The sequence below is a fragment of the Acidovorax sp. genome, from assembly GCF_046314175.1.
Taxonomy (GTDB): Bacteria; Pseudomonadota; Gammaproteobacteria; order Burkholderiales; family Burkholderiaceae_C; genus Acidovorax.
This window is the reverse complement of sequence record NZ_JBKBXG010000017.1, coordinates 53,920-71,069: the sequence shown is the minus strand read 5'-3', so window position 1 is coordinate 71,069 and position 17,150 is coordinate 53,920. Positions and strand designations below refer to the sequence as shown.

Below are 17,150 nucleotides of genomic sequence, written 5' to 3'. Positions count from 1 at the left end.
CTGAGACCATCACCGGCATGGAACTGCTGGACAACTTTCGCCTGTCGGACGTGCACATGGCGTTTGTGATCGACGAGTACGGCGAGGTGCAAGGCATCGTCACGCTGCAGGACCTGATCGAAGCCATCACCGGCGAGTTTCAGCCGCGCGACCCCGAAACCTCGTGGGCATTGCAGCGCGAAGACGGCAGCTGGCTGCTGGACGGCCATATCCCCGTGCCGGAGCTGAAGGACCGCCTGAACCTGGATGCCGTGCCCGAAGAAGACCGGGGCCGGTACCACACCCTGAGTGGAATGGTGATGCTGCTCACCGGCACATTGCCCAAGGTGACCGACACCGTCGAATGGGAAGGCTGGCGACTTGAGGTGGTGGACATGGATGGCAAGACCATCGACAAGATCCTGGCCACGCGCGTGCCCGAGCCCGAGAAGCTGCAGGTTCTCACAGAGGCTTCGTCGTGAAGCTCCACCCGCCTCCCTTTTTTCATTTGCCTTCCGTCTGCCGCAACGGCCCGCTGCAGCAATGGCGGCTTGGATTTGCGATGCTGGCGGTCGTGGTGGGCGCCGCCTGCACGGACGGCTACCCCACACAAGACGCCCCCGCCATCGACCCGCTCGACATGACACAACACCAGCGCCTTGCACAAATGAACGCGCTTGGGAGCGATGCCCATCCCGACCGGACATGGAGCTACGACCTGTTGCCCGGATGTGTCCTTCGCATCGACTTTGACGGCAAAGCCGGCCCCCGCACTGCGATGGACATTCCACTATTGGGGGCCACCGTGAAGGTCGCCACCGACAAAGCAGACGACACATTTGACGTGGAAGTCAAACCCATCAACCCCGCAGCGCAGGGCGAGATCACGGTGATGGAGGCCCAAGCGTGGGTGCATGCCATCGGCATGTCGAGAATCCTGCGCGTTGTGGAGAAGGGGTGTGCAGATGAATAACGCACACACCGAACCCGACTACAGCCCGACGGGCGCGTTGCCTCAGCAGCCGAAGGAGAGCCCCATATGCGCCTGACCACACGCAGCCGGTATGCGCTGATTGCCATTGCAGACATAGCCCTGCGCGGCAGCCAGGGCCCTATTGCCTTGTCCACCATCGGCGAGCGCCATGGCATTTCGCTGTCGTACCTGGAGATGCTGTTCAGCGCACTGCGCCGCGCAGGCTTGGTGGACAGCACACGCGGGCCGGGGGGTGGATATTCACTGGCCCGCAGCGCGCGAGACATCACCGTCGCCGACATCGCCCTGGCCTCGGAGCAGGGCAAAAATGGGCAGTTTGCTCCCGATCACGACGAAATGACCGCCCACCAAGGCGCCATGACGCATGCGCTCTGGCAGGCCTTCAACCAGGCGGTGGTAGACCACCTCAGTTCCGTCACTCTCGCCGATGTGGTGGCCGGGCAGGTCGCGGCCGGATACGTTGCGGATGGCAAGGCCGCATCGGCTGCAACACCCCAAACTCAATCGAAATCCACACCCCCGAATCGACCCAAACGACAACTCCCGCGCGATGACGTTCCGAACTCGGTGTTCGCGCTGGGGTCCACAGTGCGGGTGAGGTAGCCATCGGACCCTGCGGAAGATGACGCACGCAGGCAACCCTGTTGCAGACATGCGCGGCAGCTAGTGTGGCGTTGCACGCTGTCCGGCACTTAAAACCGCGTCTTTTCGCCCGGGGCTGCGTTGCAAATCCTCGCGATACCTACGGGTATGCTGTGGTTTGCGCCTTGCCCAGACCAAAAATCCATCGGTTTTAAATGTGCCGTCAAGCGTGCAACACCACACTAGCGCCTTTCGAGCTCGGCTAAAAAACGCTCAGTCTCTGAGGCCTGGCAACCCGCCATGTGCGCTGGGGTGGTTAACCGCCTAGCGCTGGCCTCTCAAATGCCTGGCCAGAAAGTGCAACACATGTCGCTCATAGTCCTGCGGCGCAAAGGCATGCAGATCTACATGGGCGGCGCCGTCGACTCGCCAGAGTTGCTTCGGTTCGTTGGCAGCGTCAAACAGACGCACCGTTTCAACCCACGGTGTGTGCTGGTCGTCCGCACCCGACGCAATCAAAACGGGCGCCCTCAGGCGGGGCAACCCGTCGATGGGCCGCAGATCGCCTGTACTGATACCCGCCCTCATCGGCAACTGCCACAACAGTGGCTGCGCCAAGTACCGCCCCCATGCGCCCAGCCGAGCAGTCAGCCGGTTGCTGACGGCTTCATCAATGGTCGGGTACATCGATTCGAGAACCACAGCATCCGGCGGCGGCAACGGTGCCGCCAACACCACAGAAGCCGCGCCGAGCGAAACGCCAATCACACCAATACGCTCGTTCAAAGCCTCTTGCCGCAAGAACCCCAGCGCTGCCACTACGCCTGCGGCTTCTCGTGCACCAAAGGTAATCCGTTCACCCGGGCTTTCACCATGCGCAGGCAGGTCGATCAGCAAGGTGCCGTAACCGTTGCGTTTCAGAAACCGCGCCCGCTGCAACATCTGGGTCCGGTTCGCACGCACTCCATGGAGCAGCAGCACAACCCCTTTGCCTGGTTCGCCCCTGGCCCACCAGCCTGCCAAGCCCCCCGTACCAACCACAGGGATATGAACCACAACGGCAGAAAAATCGGCGGGGGCTGGACCAATTTCACGCGTGGCAGGACGGCTGAGTAACTCGCCCACGCCGACAACGGCAAGCGCGAAAGCGACCACTGCAAAGAGGCAGGTGACAAAGACCTTGCGCACAGATTCCTTTCAGAAGCTTGCTTTGCCGGCTTATCTAGCCACCGTCCACGCCCCCAAACTACCGGTGGCTCAACCTGCGCACCGCCCAGTCACCCAAACTCTGCACCGCCTGCACAAAGAAGATCAACACCAGCACCACGGCCAGCATGATCTCCGGCAGAAAGCGCTGGTAGCCATAGCGGATGCCCAGGTCGCCCAGGCCGCCACCGCCAATGGCCCCGGCCATGGCCGAGTAGCCGGTGAGGCTGACGAAGGTGATGGTGAGGCCCGCCACGATGCCGGGCAGTGCCTCGGGCAGCAGCACCTTCCACACGATCTGGCTGGTGGTAGCGCCCATGGCCTGGGCGGCTTCGATGAGGCCGTGGTCGACCTCGCGCAGGGCGGCTTCGACCAAACGGGCCACAAATGGCGCGGCGGCAATCGTCAGCGGCACCACGGCTGCGGCGGTGCCGATGGACGAGCCGGTGATGAAGCGCGTAAACGGGATGATGGCCACCAGCAAAATGATGAAAGGCGTGGAGCGCACGGCGTTCACCAGCCAGCCCACCAGCTTGTTGACGGGGCCGTTTTCCAGCACACCGCCATGGTCGGTCAGGCGCAGGAACACGCCCAGCGGCACACCCAGCAGGCCGCCCACCAGGCCGGAGATACCGACCATGACCAGCGTTTCCCACAACGACGAGGCAAACAGATCCAGCATGGCCGGAGTGAAGTTATCCAACATGATTTCTTGTCCCTCTCAGCCTGCCACGGCCACTTCTTGCACTTCAACACCGCCCGCCCGCAGGTGCGCCACGGCGGCGCGCACGCTGTCGGCCTCGCCACTGGCATATACGGCCAGCGAGCCAAAGGTTTCGTCCTGGATCTCGTCCACCTGGCCGTGCAGGATGCTCATGTCCACGCCAAACTGGCGGATCAACTGAGACAGGATGGGTTGGTAAGCGCTGTCACCGGCGTACGACAGTCGCAGCAACTGACCCGTGTGGCCCGCGCTGAGTTGGCCTGCGAGCTTGCGTACATGGCCCAGCACGCTGGCGGGTAGCTCTTGCGGCAGGATCTCGTCAATCAGGCTTTTGGTGATGACCTGCTGCGGGCGTGTGAACACCTCCAGCACGCGGCCCTGCTCCACAATGCGCCCGGCCTCGATCACGGCCACGCGGTCGGCCACCTGTTTGATGACCTGCATCTGGTGCGTGATGAGCACCACCGTCAGACCCAGCTCGCGGTTGACCTGGCGCAGCAGGTCGAGGATGGAACGGGTGGTTTCCGGGTCCAGCGCCGACGTGGCTTCGTCGCTCAGCAGCACCTTGGGGCGGCTGGCCAGTGCGCGCGCAATGCCCACACGCTGCTTTTGCCCGCCGCTGATCTGCGCGGGGTAGCGGTCTGCCAAGGCCGACAGGCCGACCAGCTCCAGCAGCGGGTTCACGCGTTCGCGGATGTCCGATTTGCTCATGCCCGCCAGCTCCAGCGGCAGCGCGGCGTTGTCGAACACGGTGCGCGACGACAGCAGATTGAAATGCTGGAAGACCATGCCGATCTCGCGGCGGGCCTCGCGCAGTTGGGCGTCATTGAGCTGCGTCAGGTCGCGCCCGCCCACGATGACCTGGCCCGTGGTGGGCCGGTTGAGCAGGTTGATGACGCGCACCAGCGAGCTTTTGCCCGCGCCGCTCTTGCCGATGATGCCGAACACTTCGCCAGCGTTGATGTGCAGGTCGATGCCGCGCAGGGCTTCGACCGGGCCTTGTGAGCCCTGGTAGGTTTGGGTGATACCCCGTAAGTCGATCATGAAAATGCAAAAGGCGCCGCGCAGGCCGTGGTGACGAATGCCTGTCTGCAGCGCGCAGTGAGTGGATAGAAACGGATGCGGGACTGTATCGGCGAATCGTAAGAACACAAACGATCAAAAAATCGAGTGGTTAGATGCCGCAGTTATAACGAACGTGGTAGATACACCTCAATACTATCAAATTGATAGCTGCCAGCGCTTTAACAATAAGCGCTAGAGACCAATTTGACTCATATTCTTACCGCAAGCCATCACACACTGTCACTGTGTTAGACCGCCAGGGGGACTCTGCCACTCAAAGAACAAAAGGCCAAGCAGAGCCCTCGCCTCTGTCAGCTCCCCTGCCCCATCGCCGCGTGCACCTTGGCCACCAGCGCCTGCGCGTCAAAGGGTTTGACCAGCAGCTCCATGTCGGCGCCCAAAAACTGGGGCGTCATCGCGGCCTGCTCGGCGTAGCCGGTCATCAGGATGACCTTGATGCGCGGAAACTTCTCGCGGGCATAGTCGGCCACCTGGCGGCCGTTGGGGCCCGGCAGCCCCACGTCAGACACCAGCAAATCAAAGTGCACCGCGCCCGACAGCAAGGCCATGGCAGCGCTGCCGGTGGCGGCTTCCATGACCTGAAAGCCCATATCCCGCAGCAGCTCCACCGCCAGCGCGCGCACGGTCTCGTCGTCTTCCACCACCAGGATGGAATCAGGGCGGCGTGCGCCCGACAGGGGTGTGAGCGGCCTGGTCGGCTCGGCCTCGGCCTGGGCGTGCTGCGACCGCATGAAGTACAGCGACACTGCAGTGCCCTGCCCCTCGGTGCTGTCCAGTACCGCAATGCCGCCCGACTGGCGCATGAAGCCGTAGATCATCGACAGCCCCAGGCCCGTGCCCTGCCCCAGCGGCTTGGTGGTAAAGAATGGGTCAAACGCGCGGGCGATGACATCGCCGCTCATGCCGGTGCCGGTGTCTCGCACCGTCACGCACACATAGTCACCCGGCTCCAGCCCAGGGATGGACGCCGACATGGCAGCGTCGGCATGCACGTTGTCGGCGGTGATGCGCAACGACCCGCCGCCGGGCATGGCGTCGCGGGCGTTGATGGCCAGGTTGACCACCGCACTCTCAAACTGGCTGGCATCGGTCAGTGCAGGCCACAGGTCTTGCGGCAACGCCAGCTGCAGGGCAATGTTTTCCCCGCAGGTGGTCTTGAGCATGGACTCCAGCCCCGTCAGCGACTCCTGCAGGTCCACCGGGCGCGAGTCCAGCGGCTGGCGCCGTGAAAAAGCCAGCAGTCGCTGCGTCAGCCCTGCCGCGCGCTTGGCCGCAGCCAGGCCCGATTCGATGTAGCGCCCCACCTCGTCATGGCGGCCCTGCGCCATGCGCTGGCGAATGATCTGCAGCGGCAGCACGATGCCCTGCAGCATGTTGTTGAAGTCGTGCGCTATGCCCCCGGTCAACTGGCCCACAGCCTCCATCTTCTGGCTCTGGCGCAGGCGCTCTTCGGCGTTGCGCAGGGCTTCTTCGCGCAGGTGTTGTTCGGTCGTGTCGCGGCCCACGGCCTGGATGAAACCGTCACTAGGCACAGCCGTCCAGGATATCCAGCGCTCACCGCCGTCGCGGTGGCGATAGCGCGCAGTGATCTGACGGCGCGTGGGCTCGGTGGCCAGCTGCGCCATCGCCACCTGCACCTGCTGCATATCGTCAGCGTGCGCAAATGCGGCCAACGGGTGGCCTACGGTTTCGCCTTGAGACCAGCCCAGCGTGGCCGTCCACGCAGGGTTGACTGCCGTGATGGCGCCGTCGAAGCGGGCCACCAGCAGCACGTCTTCAGACAGCTGCCACAACCGGTTGCGGTCGGCCGTGCGCTCGGCCACCTGCTGCTCCAGCGACGCCGCCAGTTCCTGCGTCTGGCGCAGTGCCAAGAACTTGCTGGTGGTCTCCACCACCGTGTCGATCATGCCGACGACCGCACCGGTCTCATCGCGCAGCGGGCTGTAGCAGAACGTGAAATACGCCAGCTCCGGCTTGCCGTCGCGAGTGGTCTGCAGTTCAAAGTCTTCGATGAAAGTGGCCTCGCCAGCGTAGGCCTTGTCCACCATGGGCTCGAGGGCATGCCAGGCTTCACTCCACACTTCAGACAGCGGCCGGCCCAGCGCCTCGGGCTTGCTGCCCATCAGCGGCAGGTACGCGTCGTTGTAAAGCATGATGGCCTCGGGCCCCCAGGTCATGCACATCGGAAAGCGGGACGACAGCATGGTGTCCACGGCAAACCGCAGCACGGCAGGCCATTGCGACAAGGGCCCCAGCGGTGTACTGGCCCAGTCATGGTCGCGAACCTTTGCGCTCATGGCGCCCTCGGCGCGAGGAAAAGTCAGCGGTGCGGGCACAGATTGATTCATATGAAAGGGTGGCCCGAAAGAGCAGGAACCGGTTCAAAAACACCGGCCAGGCCCCCACTGGCCCGGCCGGTGCCACGCGCGCTGCGGCCAGCAAGACGGCTGCAGCGCAGTCGCAGAGGGCTGAGTCTACAGGTGAAGAATGGTCCGAAAGGTAAGACAACGCAGCGCGCAACCCGCCGCGCGGTGGTCCAACTCGGGGGGCTTGGGCCTACGCCCCTGCCACCGCACCCCGCGCCTGCACCTGGCGCGACACCACAAACCCCAGCGCCAGCACCCCCAGCGCCGCAGCGGTAAACACGGGTGGCAGCCAGCCCCGGTCCACACTGAAAGCCACCACCAGCACCCCGGTCGATTGGCCCAGAAACAGCAGGCAGGCAAACAACGTGACGGCCGTGCCGCGGGCGTGCGGCGCCATCTGCGTAGCCTGCACCTGCAAGGTGTTGTGCAACATATAAAAGCCCACACCCGCAAAAAAACAGCCCAGCACTGCCCACGCCACCGCCGGGGCCCAGGCCAGCAGCAACAGGCCCGCCGCAATCAGTGTGGCGCCTGTCAGCGCCAGGCCCTTCTCACCCATCACCGCCAGCCAGCGCCGCGCGAACACGCTGTACAGCAACCCGCCCACGCCATAAAGCACCATCACCCCCCCGGCGGCAGATGCCGACAGGCCAAACCCGTCGACCATGCGCGCGGGCACAAACGCCAGCGTGCCAAAGGCCAGTGCGCCTTCAATGGCCACCACGGCCAGCACCCAGCGCACCCGGGGCATGCGCAGCAGGTTGACCGTGCCCGCCAGATAACCCGACCAGGAAAACGCCGGGGCGTCTGCCGCTGCTGCAGGCGCAGCAGCCAGCCCCGCCCGCGCGTGCCTGAACAGCAGCACCGCCGCCACAAAGAACAACACCGACAGCACCGCAAACGCAGCGCGCCAGCCCATGGTCTCGGTCGCAAACCCGCCAAACCACTGCCCGGCCATCATCCCGGTCACCGTGGCCACCATCAGGCGGGCCAGCGTTTCTTGCCGCTGCTCGTAGGGCACCTGGTCGCCAATCCACGCCATCGACAGCGGAATGATCCCGGCCGCCGCCGCCCCCATGGCCGCACGCGACACCACCAGCACCGTGAACGTGGGCGCCAGCGCCGTGATGGCGCTGAACACCGCGCAGGCCGACGTGGCCCCGATGATCACGTGCACCTTGCCCAGCCGGTCACCCAGCGGGCCATACACCAGCTGCAGCACGCCATAGGCCACGGCAAACGCCGCAATCACCGCAGCGGCATCGCCCGTGGTTACGCTGAACTCTTGCGACAGCTCCACCAGCATCGGGTCGCACACACGCATGGACGCCATGCTGCAAAAGGCCGCCAGGCCGATCAGGCGCAGCATCATCGAGGGAGAAGAGGTCATAGGCGCCCGATTGTGGCGGCACTGGCGCCATGCTGCTGACACCTGGGCGCATGCCCCCAACCAGCCGCCCTGCGCAGCCCTGCGATTTTTTGCGTTGCAAGCCGCCCGCTTGCGCCTAACATGCGCGCCTGCATCGAACGAGGACCCGTACCCATGAACCGCAACAAACGCCACTTTGTCGCCGCCAGCGTTGGCCTGGCCAGCCTGCGGACCGCCACCGGCAGCGCCCACTCCGCCGCACCCGCCAAAGCATTTGTGGGCCCCACCCTGCTGACCATCAGCGGCGCCATCACCCAACCCAACCGGGGCGCGCTAGACCCCGCCATCGACCAGATGATGGGCAAGCACGGCATCCAGTTTGCCAACGCCCACGCACTGGACGCCGCCGCGCTGCAGCGCATGCCCGCCATCACCATCAAGCCCACGCTGGAATACGACGGCAAGCCGCACACCCTGCAAGGCCCCCTGCTCACCACCGTGCTCGCTGCTGCCGGTGTCGCTGCAGCCAGCCCCGTGCAACTGGTGCTGCGCGCGGTGGACGGCTACAACGTCACCATCAGCCTGGCCGACGCGCAGGCCTACCGCATGATGGTTGCCACCCACATCGACGGCCAGCCCATGGCCCTGGGCGGCCTGGGCCCGCAATGGGCGGTGTATGACGCGGATGCGCTGCCTGCTTTTAAAGACAAACCGCTGAAGGAGCGCTTTGCGCTGTGCCCCTGGGGGCTGTATCACATTGAGGTGAAGAAGGCCTGAGAGGCTGAGCCCTGCAATGACCACCTGCTTTAACTGCCGCGCCAGCGTTGCATTTGACGCGCAACGCTGCTTGCGATGTGGCGTGATGTTTACCGGCGGCTCCAGCGCCCCTTTGCACGGCGTAAGCCCCCGCCAAGACGGCTGGGGCCTGTCGCGCCATGTCACGCAAGGCACCGCTTTTCAATGGCTCTCGCTGCTGGCGCCGGTGTGGCTGTCCACTGGAGTCATGGCCTGGCACAACATGGCCCCCGCCGAGACGGCGATATTGCTGGCCCTGTTCATCTTCATCCCTGGGCTGTACGTCATCACCAACCTGCCGCGCGTGTCGGGCTTGGTCAAGATGTTTGCCTCGATCGGCTATGTAGCCGTGTCGGGTGCGCTGGGCGTGGCGAGCATGGTGCTGGTGCACGGGTTGATGCGGGGCTGATCAGTTGCTGGAGCCTGCATTCCAACGGGCTCCGCTCACAAAACGCTCTCATTTAGATAGCTACTAGTGCTTGCCCAATAAGCGCTAGAGGCACTTTTTATTCAAATTTTCGCTTTCACGGCACTATCTGTTGGGCGCAGCCTCCCAACCACCCACAGCCCCGGCCTTCCACCCCCTCGCCCCTTGCGGGAGAGGGCCGGGGGAGAGGGGTACGAAAAAGCACACCGCCTGATCCGCCCCCTGTGCTCAACCCCCTGCCACGAGGGGCGAGGGAGCCCGACAGCGCCCTGCCAACAACGCACTCCCCAAAACTCTCGCTGCTAAAAAACTCAAGCACTGCGCCCCAACTCCCGCACCCCCAGCGCGGCGAGCGACGCAGCAATGGCCAACCCCAACCACCCCACTGCGCCAGCACCTTCGCCATCAGCCCCCGTCTTTCTACCGACAGCCTGTACGCCCTGCGCAGCGCCGCCCGGGCCCGGCTGGGTGCGTGCATTTCATCAGCGTGGATCGTGGACGAGGAACTGCGGGCGGGTGACATGCTGAACCTGGTGCCCACCTGGCAGGCCCCGCCGCTGCCGGTGTATCTGGTGTACCCGTATGCGCGGTTTTACCCGGCGCGGTTGCGGTTGTTTTTGGAGGCGATGCGGGGGGGCTATGCCGGGGTTGGTGGGAATGCGGGGGGTTGGGGAAATAAGGTTGGAATCGTGAGCGGGCGACGGTTGTCGGCCAGGAGCAGTCTGTGGCGGCAGATAAAAGCGGACGCTCAACGTTTGAAATCAGCGGACCAGCCAGCGCAGCTGGCGCAGATCCGCTGCATTGAAAGGTTATGGCGCGTTCTAAGCACCGCTCGCGCCATTAAGTTTTTGTAGGACCGCGGGCAGCAACCGGAACACATACTCGTGCATCCATGTATTGCCACCTGCGTAAGCCAGTGCGTCCTCTCCAATCTGAAATGTGAGCATGGGCGAAAGCGTTCCGCCAGCGAAGTCTTCGGGTGTGGAGTCGTCGATCAAAGCTGTGACCGCGAAAGCAATTGAACCGGTGAGTTGCTCCACAAGTTCTTCAGGTGCATCGACCTTCTTCAATTCACGGGCAATTGCTTCAATAAGTGCCGCCGTGAGCGCCTGCTGACGATCATCGAAGGAGCCGTGAGGTACGAGCTTCATTGAGCGCTATAACGTGAAAGTGAGCGGACGCCGAAGGCGGTCCGCTCCAATGACAGGTTATCTGGCAACGCTCGCATATTCGCTCCAGAGTGATTCGAAAACTGCTGCATCAACCTCAACACCGTCAAACTCGGCTTGCGCGTTGATTTCTTCCAATGAAGGAACCGGCGTCTCGCCCAACTTCGTTCCGTGCGTTTCGTCAGCGGGACCGGCGCATCCAACGCGCCCATCAGGAAAGAACTCCAACTTGCGAAGCTCCCAACGGTTCGCGTCAAGCTCGGACACGAGGCGCGTCGGGTCTTCTGCGCTGAAATGATGCCAACGGACGTCGATGTAAGTCATGCCAGATAACGTTGGAAATGTGCGGCGCACGCGCAGCGGGTGTCCGTACGGTTGAGGCGGTCTGTCGCGGATCGCAACACCTCTTGGCGCGTCTTCTGTCTATTCAAAACCACCTCATTTTTGGTCATCAGCCCACGTAGCTGTGTCACTTCGTCCGTGTCAAAAGCTCGCTTTTGTCCGTGCGCTGTGTCGCAGCTACGCACGCTACCAGAAAATCGCTACTGTATAAATACCCAGTATTTGTGCTAGCGCCACTGTTCTATCCGTCGATCGACCTTGATGTATCCCGCAAAATCTGCGGGATAAACTGGACCATGCGGGATATTCTGGACACTGATTTCTCCTGGAATTGGCTTGCAGCATAGGTTTGCAAGGCACGACCTGTTCAAACGTCCAGGTATAAAAATTCCGTGAAACCCGGCACGTGTCAATTCGACAAACTATAGCTTGCCTTAGGCAGACAACGGGATTTCCAACAACAGCATGCAGCAAGTCAAAGGCAGCTTCAGGGCGGCGCTTCTGAACGGCGGCTCAGGGCCAAGCGGCCAATCTTGCGTCCAAGTACTTGCGTTCCCACACATACGCTGCGCTTTTGCAGGTCATCGGAAGCGGCCCACCATGTTGCGTTTCCTAGTTACTTACTGACAAACAACTAGTGAATGCAACAAAAGCAATCATTGCCCCCGCGCTGAGATATGGAGTGGAGCAGCCGTAAATCGATGGTGTGCAGTGCTGGGGTTCGCCCTCGGTAACGCTCCTGCGGTACCGTCAGGCTCATCAACTATAAATTGATAGCTATGAGCGCCTGTAGATAAAGCGCCAGGAGCCAATTTCACCCAATTTCATCCACTCATCCACTCATCCGCGCTACGTGACGAGCGAAAACCGTCACGACAATCTGGCGGGGTCGCATTACAAGAAAAATTGGTCGATGCAGCTATTCGATTCTTCAAACTACCAACCGCAAGCCGCAACGGTTTTCGCCGCCGTCGCGGATGAGGTATCCCGGCTACTACCCGATGCACAGATAGAACACATTGGCGCATCCGCCATTCCGGGCGCCGTGTCCAAAGGCGATTTGGACATTTGCGTGCTGGTCGCTCCGCAAGCGCATGCCCAGACGGTTCAGGCGCTGGAGGCCGCAGGCTATGCGATCAAAGCCGACACGCTGCGCACGCCAGCGCTGTGCATGCTGCTGTCGCCACGCACAGACATGGACGTGGCGTTGCAGGTGGTGGCGAAGGGGTCGGAGTTTGAGTTCTTTCTGCACTTTCGGGATGCGCTGCGTGCTGACCCCGCACTGGTGGAGCAATACAACCAGCTCAAAACCCGGTTTGCGACCAGCGGCGAGGAGCGCTATCGTGCAGAAAAATCCCGCTTCATCACTGCCGTTCTGGCACAGAAGGAGTTGCCCATGCCCAGCGATTCGACAGCCGCCACCCTCGCTACCCAGCGCGTGTTGCAAGCGAGCCCCGCCCAGGTGTTTGCCGCCTTCCAGCAACCCGAGCTGCTGGCGCAGTGGTGGGGGCCCGCAGGCTTTACCAACACGTTCGGGCAGTTTGACTTTGTGCCCGGCGGGCGGTGGGTGTTTGTGATGCACGGGCCAGACGGCAAGAACCACCACAACGAGAACATCTTTCGCGCGATAGAGCCGGATGCGCTGGTCGTCATCGAGCATGTGCTGGCGCCGCTGTTCACGCTGACGGTGCGGTTGGCGCCCCACGGCAATCACGACACCCATCTGACGTGGGAGCAGGCGTTTGAGAGTGCCGAGATGGCAGACAAGCTGCGCGACTTTGTGACCCCGGCCAATGAGCAGAACCTGGACCGGCTGGAGGCGGTGCTGCGCAGCGCAGGCGCCGAATAAGTCGCGCCGCAATGGCCTCCAGGCCGCGGGCTGCAACCGAGCAACCGGCTGCAAACGCGCGGGCCCGGTTCATTGTCTTGACCGCCGTCAAGCCATTGGCCGCCACAAGCGTTTGTCCGACAGGCCACTGACGCCTTGGACGGCGGCGTCGCGCATTGCAGCGCTCAAAGAATGGGGTCAGCGAACAAAGCAACTTACCTACCTTGCTTGTTCTCATGACATGTTCACCGCACAACAAGGAGCGCACCATGAACCCCACCCTCATTGCAGCCGTTGAAGACACACCCACCGTGGACGGCGACCTGGTTGAACAGGCCGTGCCGGGCCACGGGGTTCCGTCGCAAGACCCAGACCCCGCCGCGCAGCTCACACTGACGCCGGAAGAGTCTGACCGCGAGTCCAAATCGGCCCTAATGGGCGGCGGCATGATGGCGGGCGCCGCAGCCGGTGCGGCCGTGGGCGCGGCGGTGGGCGGGCCCGTGGGGGTGTTTGTGGGCGGCACGGCAGGCGCCATTGCCGGGGCGCTGGGCGGGGCTGCGGCGGGCCAGGTGGTGGAGCCCGAGGCACCCGCCGACCCGGCGAGCGAGGCGACCAAGCCGGTGTATGTGGAAAAGCCGAAGGCGCAAGTCTGATCCACGCGGCCTACCGCAAGTAACAAGGCCCGCGTTCTGCGGGCTTTGTTTTGAGGGCAAGCAGGCAACACTACTGTTTTGATAGCTGCTAGCGCTTATTGGATAAGCGCTAGAGGCCAATTTGACTCATATTTTGGCTGCACGACAGCATTTGGCACGCGGCGCAGATAGCGCCCCCGTGGCAAAGCACTGTGATTAAAATCAGTGCTTTGCCGCACCCGCAGCTTTGCTTTATGTCGTCGGCGCCACTCCCCACCCTGCCCTCCCCATCCACCGCGCTCCCTATTGCGCTCACCCGGTTTCACCGCACGCGCCTGATGCAGATCTGGCGCTCGGCAGGCTGGCCGTGCAAGGATGGGCTGGAGATTGACCTGCTGGCCGCTGGCCTGGTTGCGCTGCACACGGCGGCCGATGGGTGCGAGACGCTCAAGCTCACCGACGAGGGCATTCGCACACTGGCCGTGGCGCGCCAGCGCAGCGTGCGGGCACTGAGCGGGCACGACCGGCTGGCGCAGAAGTTTGCAACGCAGTTGCTGGCGGCGGGGCGCATTGTGTGGACAGAGCTGTCGCTGCGCGCGGTGATTGAAGGCGCCGCTGCACCCACCCCGACGCAGGCCGTGGCACCACTGCCCCCCCCCACCCTGCCCCCGCTGTGGAGCGACGAAGACACTCCCACCGCCCGCGCTGCGGCCAACGTGTGGCGCATGGCGCGGCCCGACCTGTTTTCGGTGCGCAACACCTCGGTGCCCGCCTACCTGCAGCCCATGGTGCACGAGGTCAAGTTCAGCCGCGCCGACCTGCTGTCGGACCTGCGGCACGACGCCAAGCGACAGGCCTACCAGTGGCTGTGCGAGGAGTGTTATTACGTCTTCCCTGCAGGCATTGCCGAGCCGGACGAGATACCGGAGCACTTTGGCATCTGGGTGCTGCATGGTGGTTTGGATGAGGGGCGGTTCGAGTTGCTGCGCCCCGCCCGGCACAACCGCTGCACCCTGCCCTTTGCCGTGTGGCTGGCCCTGTGCAAGGCCACGCCGCTGCGCGGTGACGACACCCTGGCGCAGGCACACCTGGGAGAGCCGTGCAGCGAGCCGCCGGGTGATCTGCCCAATAACCAGGACTCTCCGGCCCCATGACGTATACGGTGGCGGTGCGCGAGCTGTGCGAGTTCACCGCCAAACAGGGCGACCTGGACCTGCGCTTTACGCCCGCGCCCACCGCGCTCGAAGGCATTGCAGGGCACGCCATTGCCGCTTCGCGCCGGGGCAAGGGCTACCGCGCCGAAGTGGCTTTGAGCGGCAGCTACCAAAGCCTGCAGGTGCGCGGCCGGGCCGATGGGTACGACCCCGAGGCGCAGCGCATCGACGAGGTCAAGACCTTCAAAGGCCGGCTAGACCGCCAGCCCGCATCGCACCGCCATCTGCACTGGGCGCAGGCCAAGGTGTATGGCTGGCTGCTGTGCCAGCAAGAGCAGCTGGCGCACATCGACGTGGCGCTGGTGTACTTTGACATTGGCACGCAGCAAGAAACGGTGCTGACCGAGCGCTGCAGCGCCGACGACCTGCGCCAGCACTTTGAGGCGCAGTGCCAGCGATTCATCGCCTGGGCCGAACAGCAGGTGGCACACCGCACGGCGCGCGATGCGGCACTGGGTGCGCTGGCTTTCCCGTTCGGCGGTTTCCGCACCGGGCAGCGCCCACTGGCCGAGGCGGTGTACAAGGCCGCCAGCGCAGGCCGCTGCCTGCTGGCCCAGGCGCCCACGGGCATTGGCAAGACCATGGGCACGCTGTTTCCGCTGCTCAAGGCCGCGCCCGCGCAGCGCATCGACAAGGTGTTTTTTCTGGCCGCCAAAACCTCGGGGCGGCAGACGGCGTTGGATGCCTTGACGCGCCTTGCCGACAGCGCACCTGCGTTGCCGCTGCGCGTGCTGGAGCTGGTGGCGCGCGACAAGGCGTGTGAATACCCGGGCAACGCCTGCCACGGCGAGTCGTGCCCGCTGGCCCGGGGCTTCTACGACCGCCTGCCCGCCGCGCGCGCTGCGGCAGTCGAGCATGGCAAGGCCGGTGGCACCGCGCTGCACCAGACCCACGTGCGCGACGTGGCCCTGCAGCACCAGGTGTGCCCCTACTACCTGAGCCAGGAGCTGGCTCGCTGGGCTGATGTGGTGGTGGGTGACTACAACTACTACTTTGACCTGGGCGGCCTGCTGCACGGCCTGGCGCAAGCCAATGGCTGGCGCACCGCCCTGCTGGTGGACGAAGCCCACAACCTGGTGGACCGCGCCCGCAAGATGTACACCGCCGAGCTGCGCCCCGCCGCCCTGGCTGAGGCCCGCCGCAGCCCCACGGCGGCGCGCCATGCGCCGGTAAAAAAGGCGCTGGACAAGGTGCGCCGCAGCTGGGTGGCGCTGGACAAGGCGCAGACCAGCGCCTATGCGGTGCTGAGCGACTTCCCCGACAAGCTGCTGGCAGCGCTGCAGCAGTGCGGCAGCGCGCTGACCGAGCACTTTGCCGAACACCCCACCGAGCCCGATGCGGCGATGCAGGCCTTTTACTTCGACGCGCTGCACATGGTGCGCATGGCGGAGTTGCTGGGCGCGCATTCGATGGTGGACATCACGCAGCCCACAAAGCTCACCACCGGCTACAACGGCAAAGCCGCCGCGCCCGGCGATTCGCTGGTCTGCATCCGCAACGTGGTGCCCGCGCCGTTTCTGCAGCCGCGTTTTGCAGCGGCGCACACCAGCACCTTGTTCTCTGCCACGCTGCAGCCTGCGCGCTACTACGCAGATTTGCTGGGTTTGCCTGCGGACCATCTGTGGGTGGATGTGGAGTCGCCGTTTGATGCCGCGCAGCTCCAGGTGCAGGTGGCGCGCCATATCTCCACGCGCTACCCGCACCGCAACGCGTCATTGGCGCCCATCGTGGCGCTGATGGCACAGCAGTTTCACGCGCGGCCGGGCAACTACCTGGCGTTTTTCAGCAGCTATGACTACCTGCAGCAGGTGGCCGCGCTGTTTGCGCAGCAGCACCCCGACGTGCCGCACTGGAGCCAGTCGCGCCGCATGCTGGAGGACGAGCAGCGCGATTTTTTGGCCCGCTTTACCGACTCCAGCGCAGGCATTGCGTTTGCCGTGCTGGGCGGCGCGTTTGCCGAGGGCATTGACCTGCCAGGCAATCGCCTGATCGGCGCCTTTTTGGCCACGCTGGGGCTACCGCAGATCAACCCGGTCAACGAGCAGATCCGCGAGCGCATGCAGGCGCTGTTTGGTGCGGGGTATGACTACACGTACCTTTACCCGGGACTGCAGAAGGTGGTGCAGGCTGCGGGGCGGGTAATACGCACGCCCAGTGATGAGGGGGTGGTGCATTTGATGGATGACCGGTTTGGGCGGGATGAGGTGCGCAGGTTGTTGCCGGGGTGGTGGGAGAAACGTAAAGCCGGGTCGGGCTGAGCTTGGCGAAGCCGGGGCGCTGATCTGGATGCGTGCCTTTGTTGAGGGCGGAGGCCGGGAGTCGCCCGGCCTCCGCCCTACACAAAGGCACACGGCAAGATCCGCGACCCGCCGTCGACAAGCTCAACGCGCACCGGCCGCCGCCTGCGCGCGAAGGGAGGCCCGCACCGCGGCCGCCT

17 protein-coding genes are annotated in these 17,150 nt (G+C 64.0%); 10 read left to right on the top strand and 7 right to left on the bottom strand.

Annotated features, from left to right (window positions below; genetic code table 11):
- The 3 genes from ACK4OE_RS07035 to ACK4OE_RS07025 all read left to right on the top strand — a co-directional run.
- A partial coding sequence (locus tag ACK4OE_RS07035; RefSeq protein WP_409883964.1) for a transporter associated domain-containing protein occupies positions 1 to 461 on the top strand: 461 nt, incomplete at its 5' end.
- Positions 458 to 952, top strand: a complete 495-nt coding sequence (locus ACK4OE_RS07030) for a hypothetical protein (RefSeq protein WP_409883963.1) — start codon at positions 458 to 460, stop codon at positions 950 to 952. The genes ACK4OE_RS07035 and ACK4OE_RS07030, both read left to right, overlap by 4 nt.
- Before the next feature lie 66 nt (positions 953 to 1,018).
- Entirely contained in the window at positions 1,019 to 1,576 is a 558-nt protein-coding gene (locus ACK4OE_RS07025; protein ID WP_409883962.1) for an Rrf2 family transcriptional regulator, read from the top strand.
- 303 nt (positions 1,577 to 1,879) lie between these two features.
- Here the strand turns inward: ACK4OE_RS07025 and ACK4OE_RS07020 are convergent, their stop codons facing one another.
- The 5 genes from ACK4OE_RS07020 to ACK4OE_RS07000 form a co-directional block, all read right to left on the bottom strand.
- On the bottom strand, positions 1,880 to 2,536 hold the full coding sequence (locus tag ACK4OE_RS07020) for an alpha/beta hydrolase (protein WP_409883961.1): 657 nt from the start codon (positions 2,534 to 2,536) through the stop codon (positions 1,880 to 1,882).
- A gap of 265 nt (positions 2,537 to 2,801) precedes the next feature.
- On the bottom strand, positions 2,802 to 3,467 hold the full coding sequence (locus tag ACK4OE_RS07015; RefSeq protein WP_409883960.1) for a methionine ABC transporter permease: 666 nt from the start codon (positions 3,465 to 3,467) through the stop codon (positions 2,802 to 2,804).
- Between the two features lie 15 nt (positions 3,468 to 3,482).
- A complete protein-coding gene (locus ACK4OE_RS07010; RefSeq protein WP_409883959.1) occupies positions 3,483 to 4,529 on the bottom strand; it encodes a methionine ABC transporter ATP-binding protein in 1,047 nt (348 codons plus the stop codon).
- A gap of 332 nt (positions 4,530 to 4,861) precedes the next feature.
- Positions 4,862 to 6,868 (bottom strand): PAS domain-containing protein, encoded by a 2,007-nt coding sequence (locus tag ACK4OE_RS07005; protein WP_409883958.1) that lies wholly within the window; start codon positions 6,866 to 6,868, stop codon positions 4,862 to 4,864.
- A gap of 259 nt (positions 6,869 to 7,127) precedes the next feature.
- The gene (locus ACK4OE_RS07000) at positions 7,128 to 8,327 is read right to left on the bottom strand and encodes an MFS transporter (protein ID WP_409883957.1); all 1,200 of its coding nucleotides are present in this window, start codon (positions 8,325 to 8,327) and stop codon (positions 7,128 to 7,130) included.
- Positions 8,328 to 8,480: 153 nt separating this feature from the next.
- Here ACK4OE_RS07000 and ACK4OE_RS06995 point away from each other — a divergent pair, with 153 nt between their 5' ends.
- From ACK4OE_RS06995 to ACK4OE_RS06985, 3 genes are all read left to right on the top strand, one after another.
- On the top strand, positions 8,481 to 9,083 hold the full coding sequence (locus ACK4OE_RS06995; RefSeq protein WP_409883956.1) for a molybdopterin-dependent oxidoreductase: 603 nt from the start codon (positions 8,481 to 8,483) through the stop codon (positions 9,081 to 9,083).
- A 16-nt stretch (positions 9,084 to 9,099) separates the two neighbouring features.
- Positions 9,100 to 9,510 (top strand): hypothetical protein, encoded by a 411-nt coding sequence (locus ACK4OE_RS06990; RefSeq protein WP_409883955.1) that lies wholly within the window; start codon positions 9,100 to 9,102, stop codon positions 9,508 to 9,510.
- 242 nt (positions 9,511 to 9,752) lie between these two features.
- A complete protein-coding gene (locus tag ACK4OE_RS06985; protein WP_409883954.1) occupies positions 9,753 to 10,382 on the top strand; it encodes a LysR substrate-binding domain-containing protein in 630 nt (209 codons plus the stop codon).
- Here ACK4OE_RS06985 and ACK4OE_RS06980 read toward each other — a convergent pair.
- Together ACK4OE_RS06980 and ACK4OE_RS06975 are read right to left on the bottom strand one after the other, a co-directional pair.
- A complete protein-coding gene (locus ACK4OE_RS06980) occupies positions 10,350 to 10,679 on the bottom strand; it encodes a hypothetical protein (protein ID WP_409883953.1) in 330 nt (109 codons plus the stop codon). The genes ACK4OE_RS06985 and ACK4OE_RS06980 overlap by 33 nt on opposite strands.
- A gap of 57 nt (positions 10,680 to 10,736) precedes the next feature.
- Positions 10,737 to 11,021, bottom strand: a complete 285-nt coding sequence (locus tag ACK4OE_RS06975; RefSeq protein ID WP_409883951.1) for a DUF6881 domain-containing protein — start codon at positions 11,019 to 11,021, stop codon at positions 10,737 to 10,739.
- Between the two features lie 931 nt (positions 11,022 to 11,952).
- On the opposite strand from ACK4OE_RS06975, the gene ACK4OE_RS06970 reads away from it, so the two are divergent.
- The 4 genes from ACK4OE_RS06970 (at position 11,953) to ACK4OE_RS06955 (ending at position 16,971) form a co-directional block, all read left to right on the top strand.
- Positions 11,953 to 12,888: a GrpB family protein gene (locus tag ACK4OE_RS06970; protein WP_409883950.1), complete on the top strand. Its 936-nt coding sequence runs from the start codon at positions 11,953 to 11,955 to the stop codon at positions 12,886 to 12,888.
- 248 nt (positions 12,889 to 13,136) lie between these two features.
- Positions 13,137 to 13,520, top strand: a complete 384-nt coding sequence (locus tag ACK4OE_RS06965; protein WP_409883949.1) for a hypothetical protein — start codon at positions 13,137 to 13,139, stop codon at positions 13,518 to 13,520.
- Positions 13,521 to 13,753: 233 nt separating this feature from the next.
- Entirely contained in the window at positions 13,754 to 14,653 is a 900-nt protein-coding gene (locus tag ACK4OE_RS06960; protein WP_409883948.1) for a hypothetical protein, read from the top strand.
- Complete coding sequence (locus ACK4OE_RS06955; protein ID WP_409883947.1) at positions 14,650 to 16,971, top strand: ATP-dependent DNA helicase; 2,322 nt, start codon at positions 14,650 to 14,652, stop codon at positions 16,969 to 16,971. The genes ACK4OE_RS06960 and ACK4OE_RS06955 overlap by 4 nt, the downstream gene beginning before the upstream one ends.
- The last annotated feature ends 179 nt before the right edge of the window (positions 16,972 to 17,150 follow it).

Coding starts and splice junctions, on each gene's coding strand:
- ACK4OE_RS06970 (WP_409883950.1), top strand. CDS start 11,953: ATGCAGCTATTCGATTCTTCAAACTACCAACCGCAAGCCGCAACGGTT.
- ACK4OE_RS06975 (WP_409883951.1), bottom strand. CDS start 11,021: ATGACTTACATCGACGTCCGTTGGCATCATTTCAGCGCAGAAGACCCG.
- ACK4OE_RS06990 (WP_409883955.1), top strand. CDS start 9,100: ATGACCACCTGCTTTAACTGCCGCGCCAGCGTTGCATTTGACGCGCAA.
- ACK4OE_RS07000 (WP_409883957.1), bottom strand. CDS start 8,327: ATGACCTCTTCTCCCTCGATGATGCTGCGCCTGATCGGCCTGGCGGCC.
- ACK4OE_RS06980 (WP_409883953.1), bottom strand. CDS start 10,679: ATGAAGCTCGTACCTCACGGCTCCTTCGATGATCGTCAGCAGGCGCTC.
- ACK4OE_RS06995 (WP_409883956.1), top strand. CDS start 8,481: ATGAACCGCAACAAACGCCACTTTGTCGCCGCCAGCGTTGGCCTGGCC.
- ACK4OE_RS07010 (WP_409883959.1), bottom strand. CDS start 4,529: ATGATCGACTTACGGGGTATCACCCAAACCTACCAGGGCTCACAAGGC.
- ACK4OE_RS06960 (WP_409883948.1), top strand. CDS start 13,754: ATGTCGTCGGCGCCACTCCCCACCCTGCCCTCCCCATCCACCGCGCTC.
- ACK4OE_RS07005 (WP_409883958.1), bottom strand. CDS start 6,868: ATGAGCGCAAAGGTTCGCGACCATGACTGGGCCAGTACACCGCTGGGG.
- ACK4OE_RS07025 (WP_409883962.1), top strand. CDS start 1,019: ATGCGCCTGACCACACGCAGCCGGTATGCGCTGATTGCCATTGCAGAC.
- ACK4OE_RS06965 (WP_409883949.1), top strand. CDS start 13,137: ATGAACCCCACCCTCATTGCAGCCGTTGAAGACACACCCACCGTGGAC.
- ACK4OE_RS06955 (WP_409883947.1), top strand. CDS start 14,650: ATGACGTATACGGTGGCGGTGCGCGAGCTGTGCGAGTTCACCGCCAAA.
- ACK4OE_RS07015 (WP_409883960.1), bottom strand. CDS start 3,467: ATGTTGGATAACTTCACTCCGGCCATGCTGGATCTGTTTGCCTCGTCG.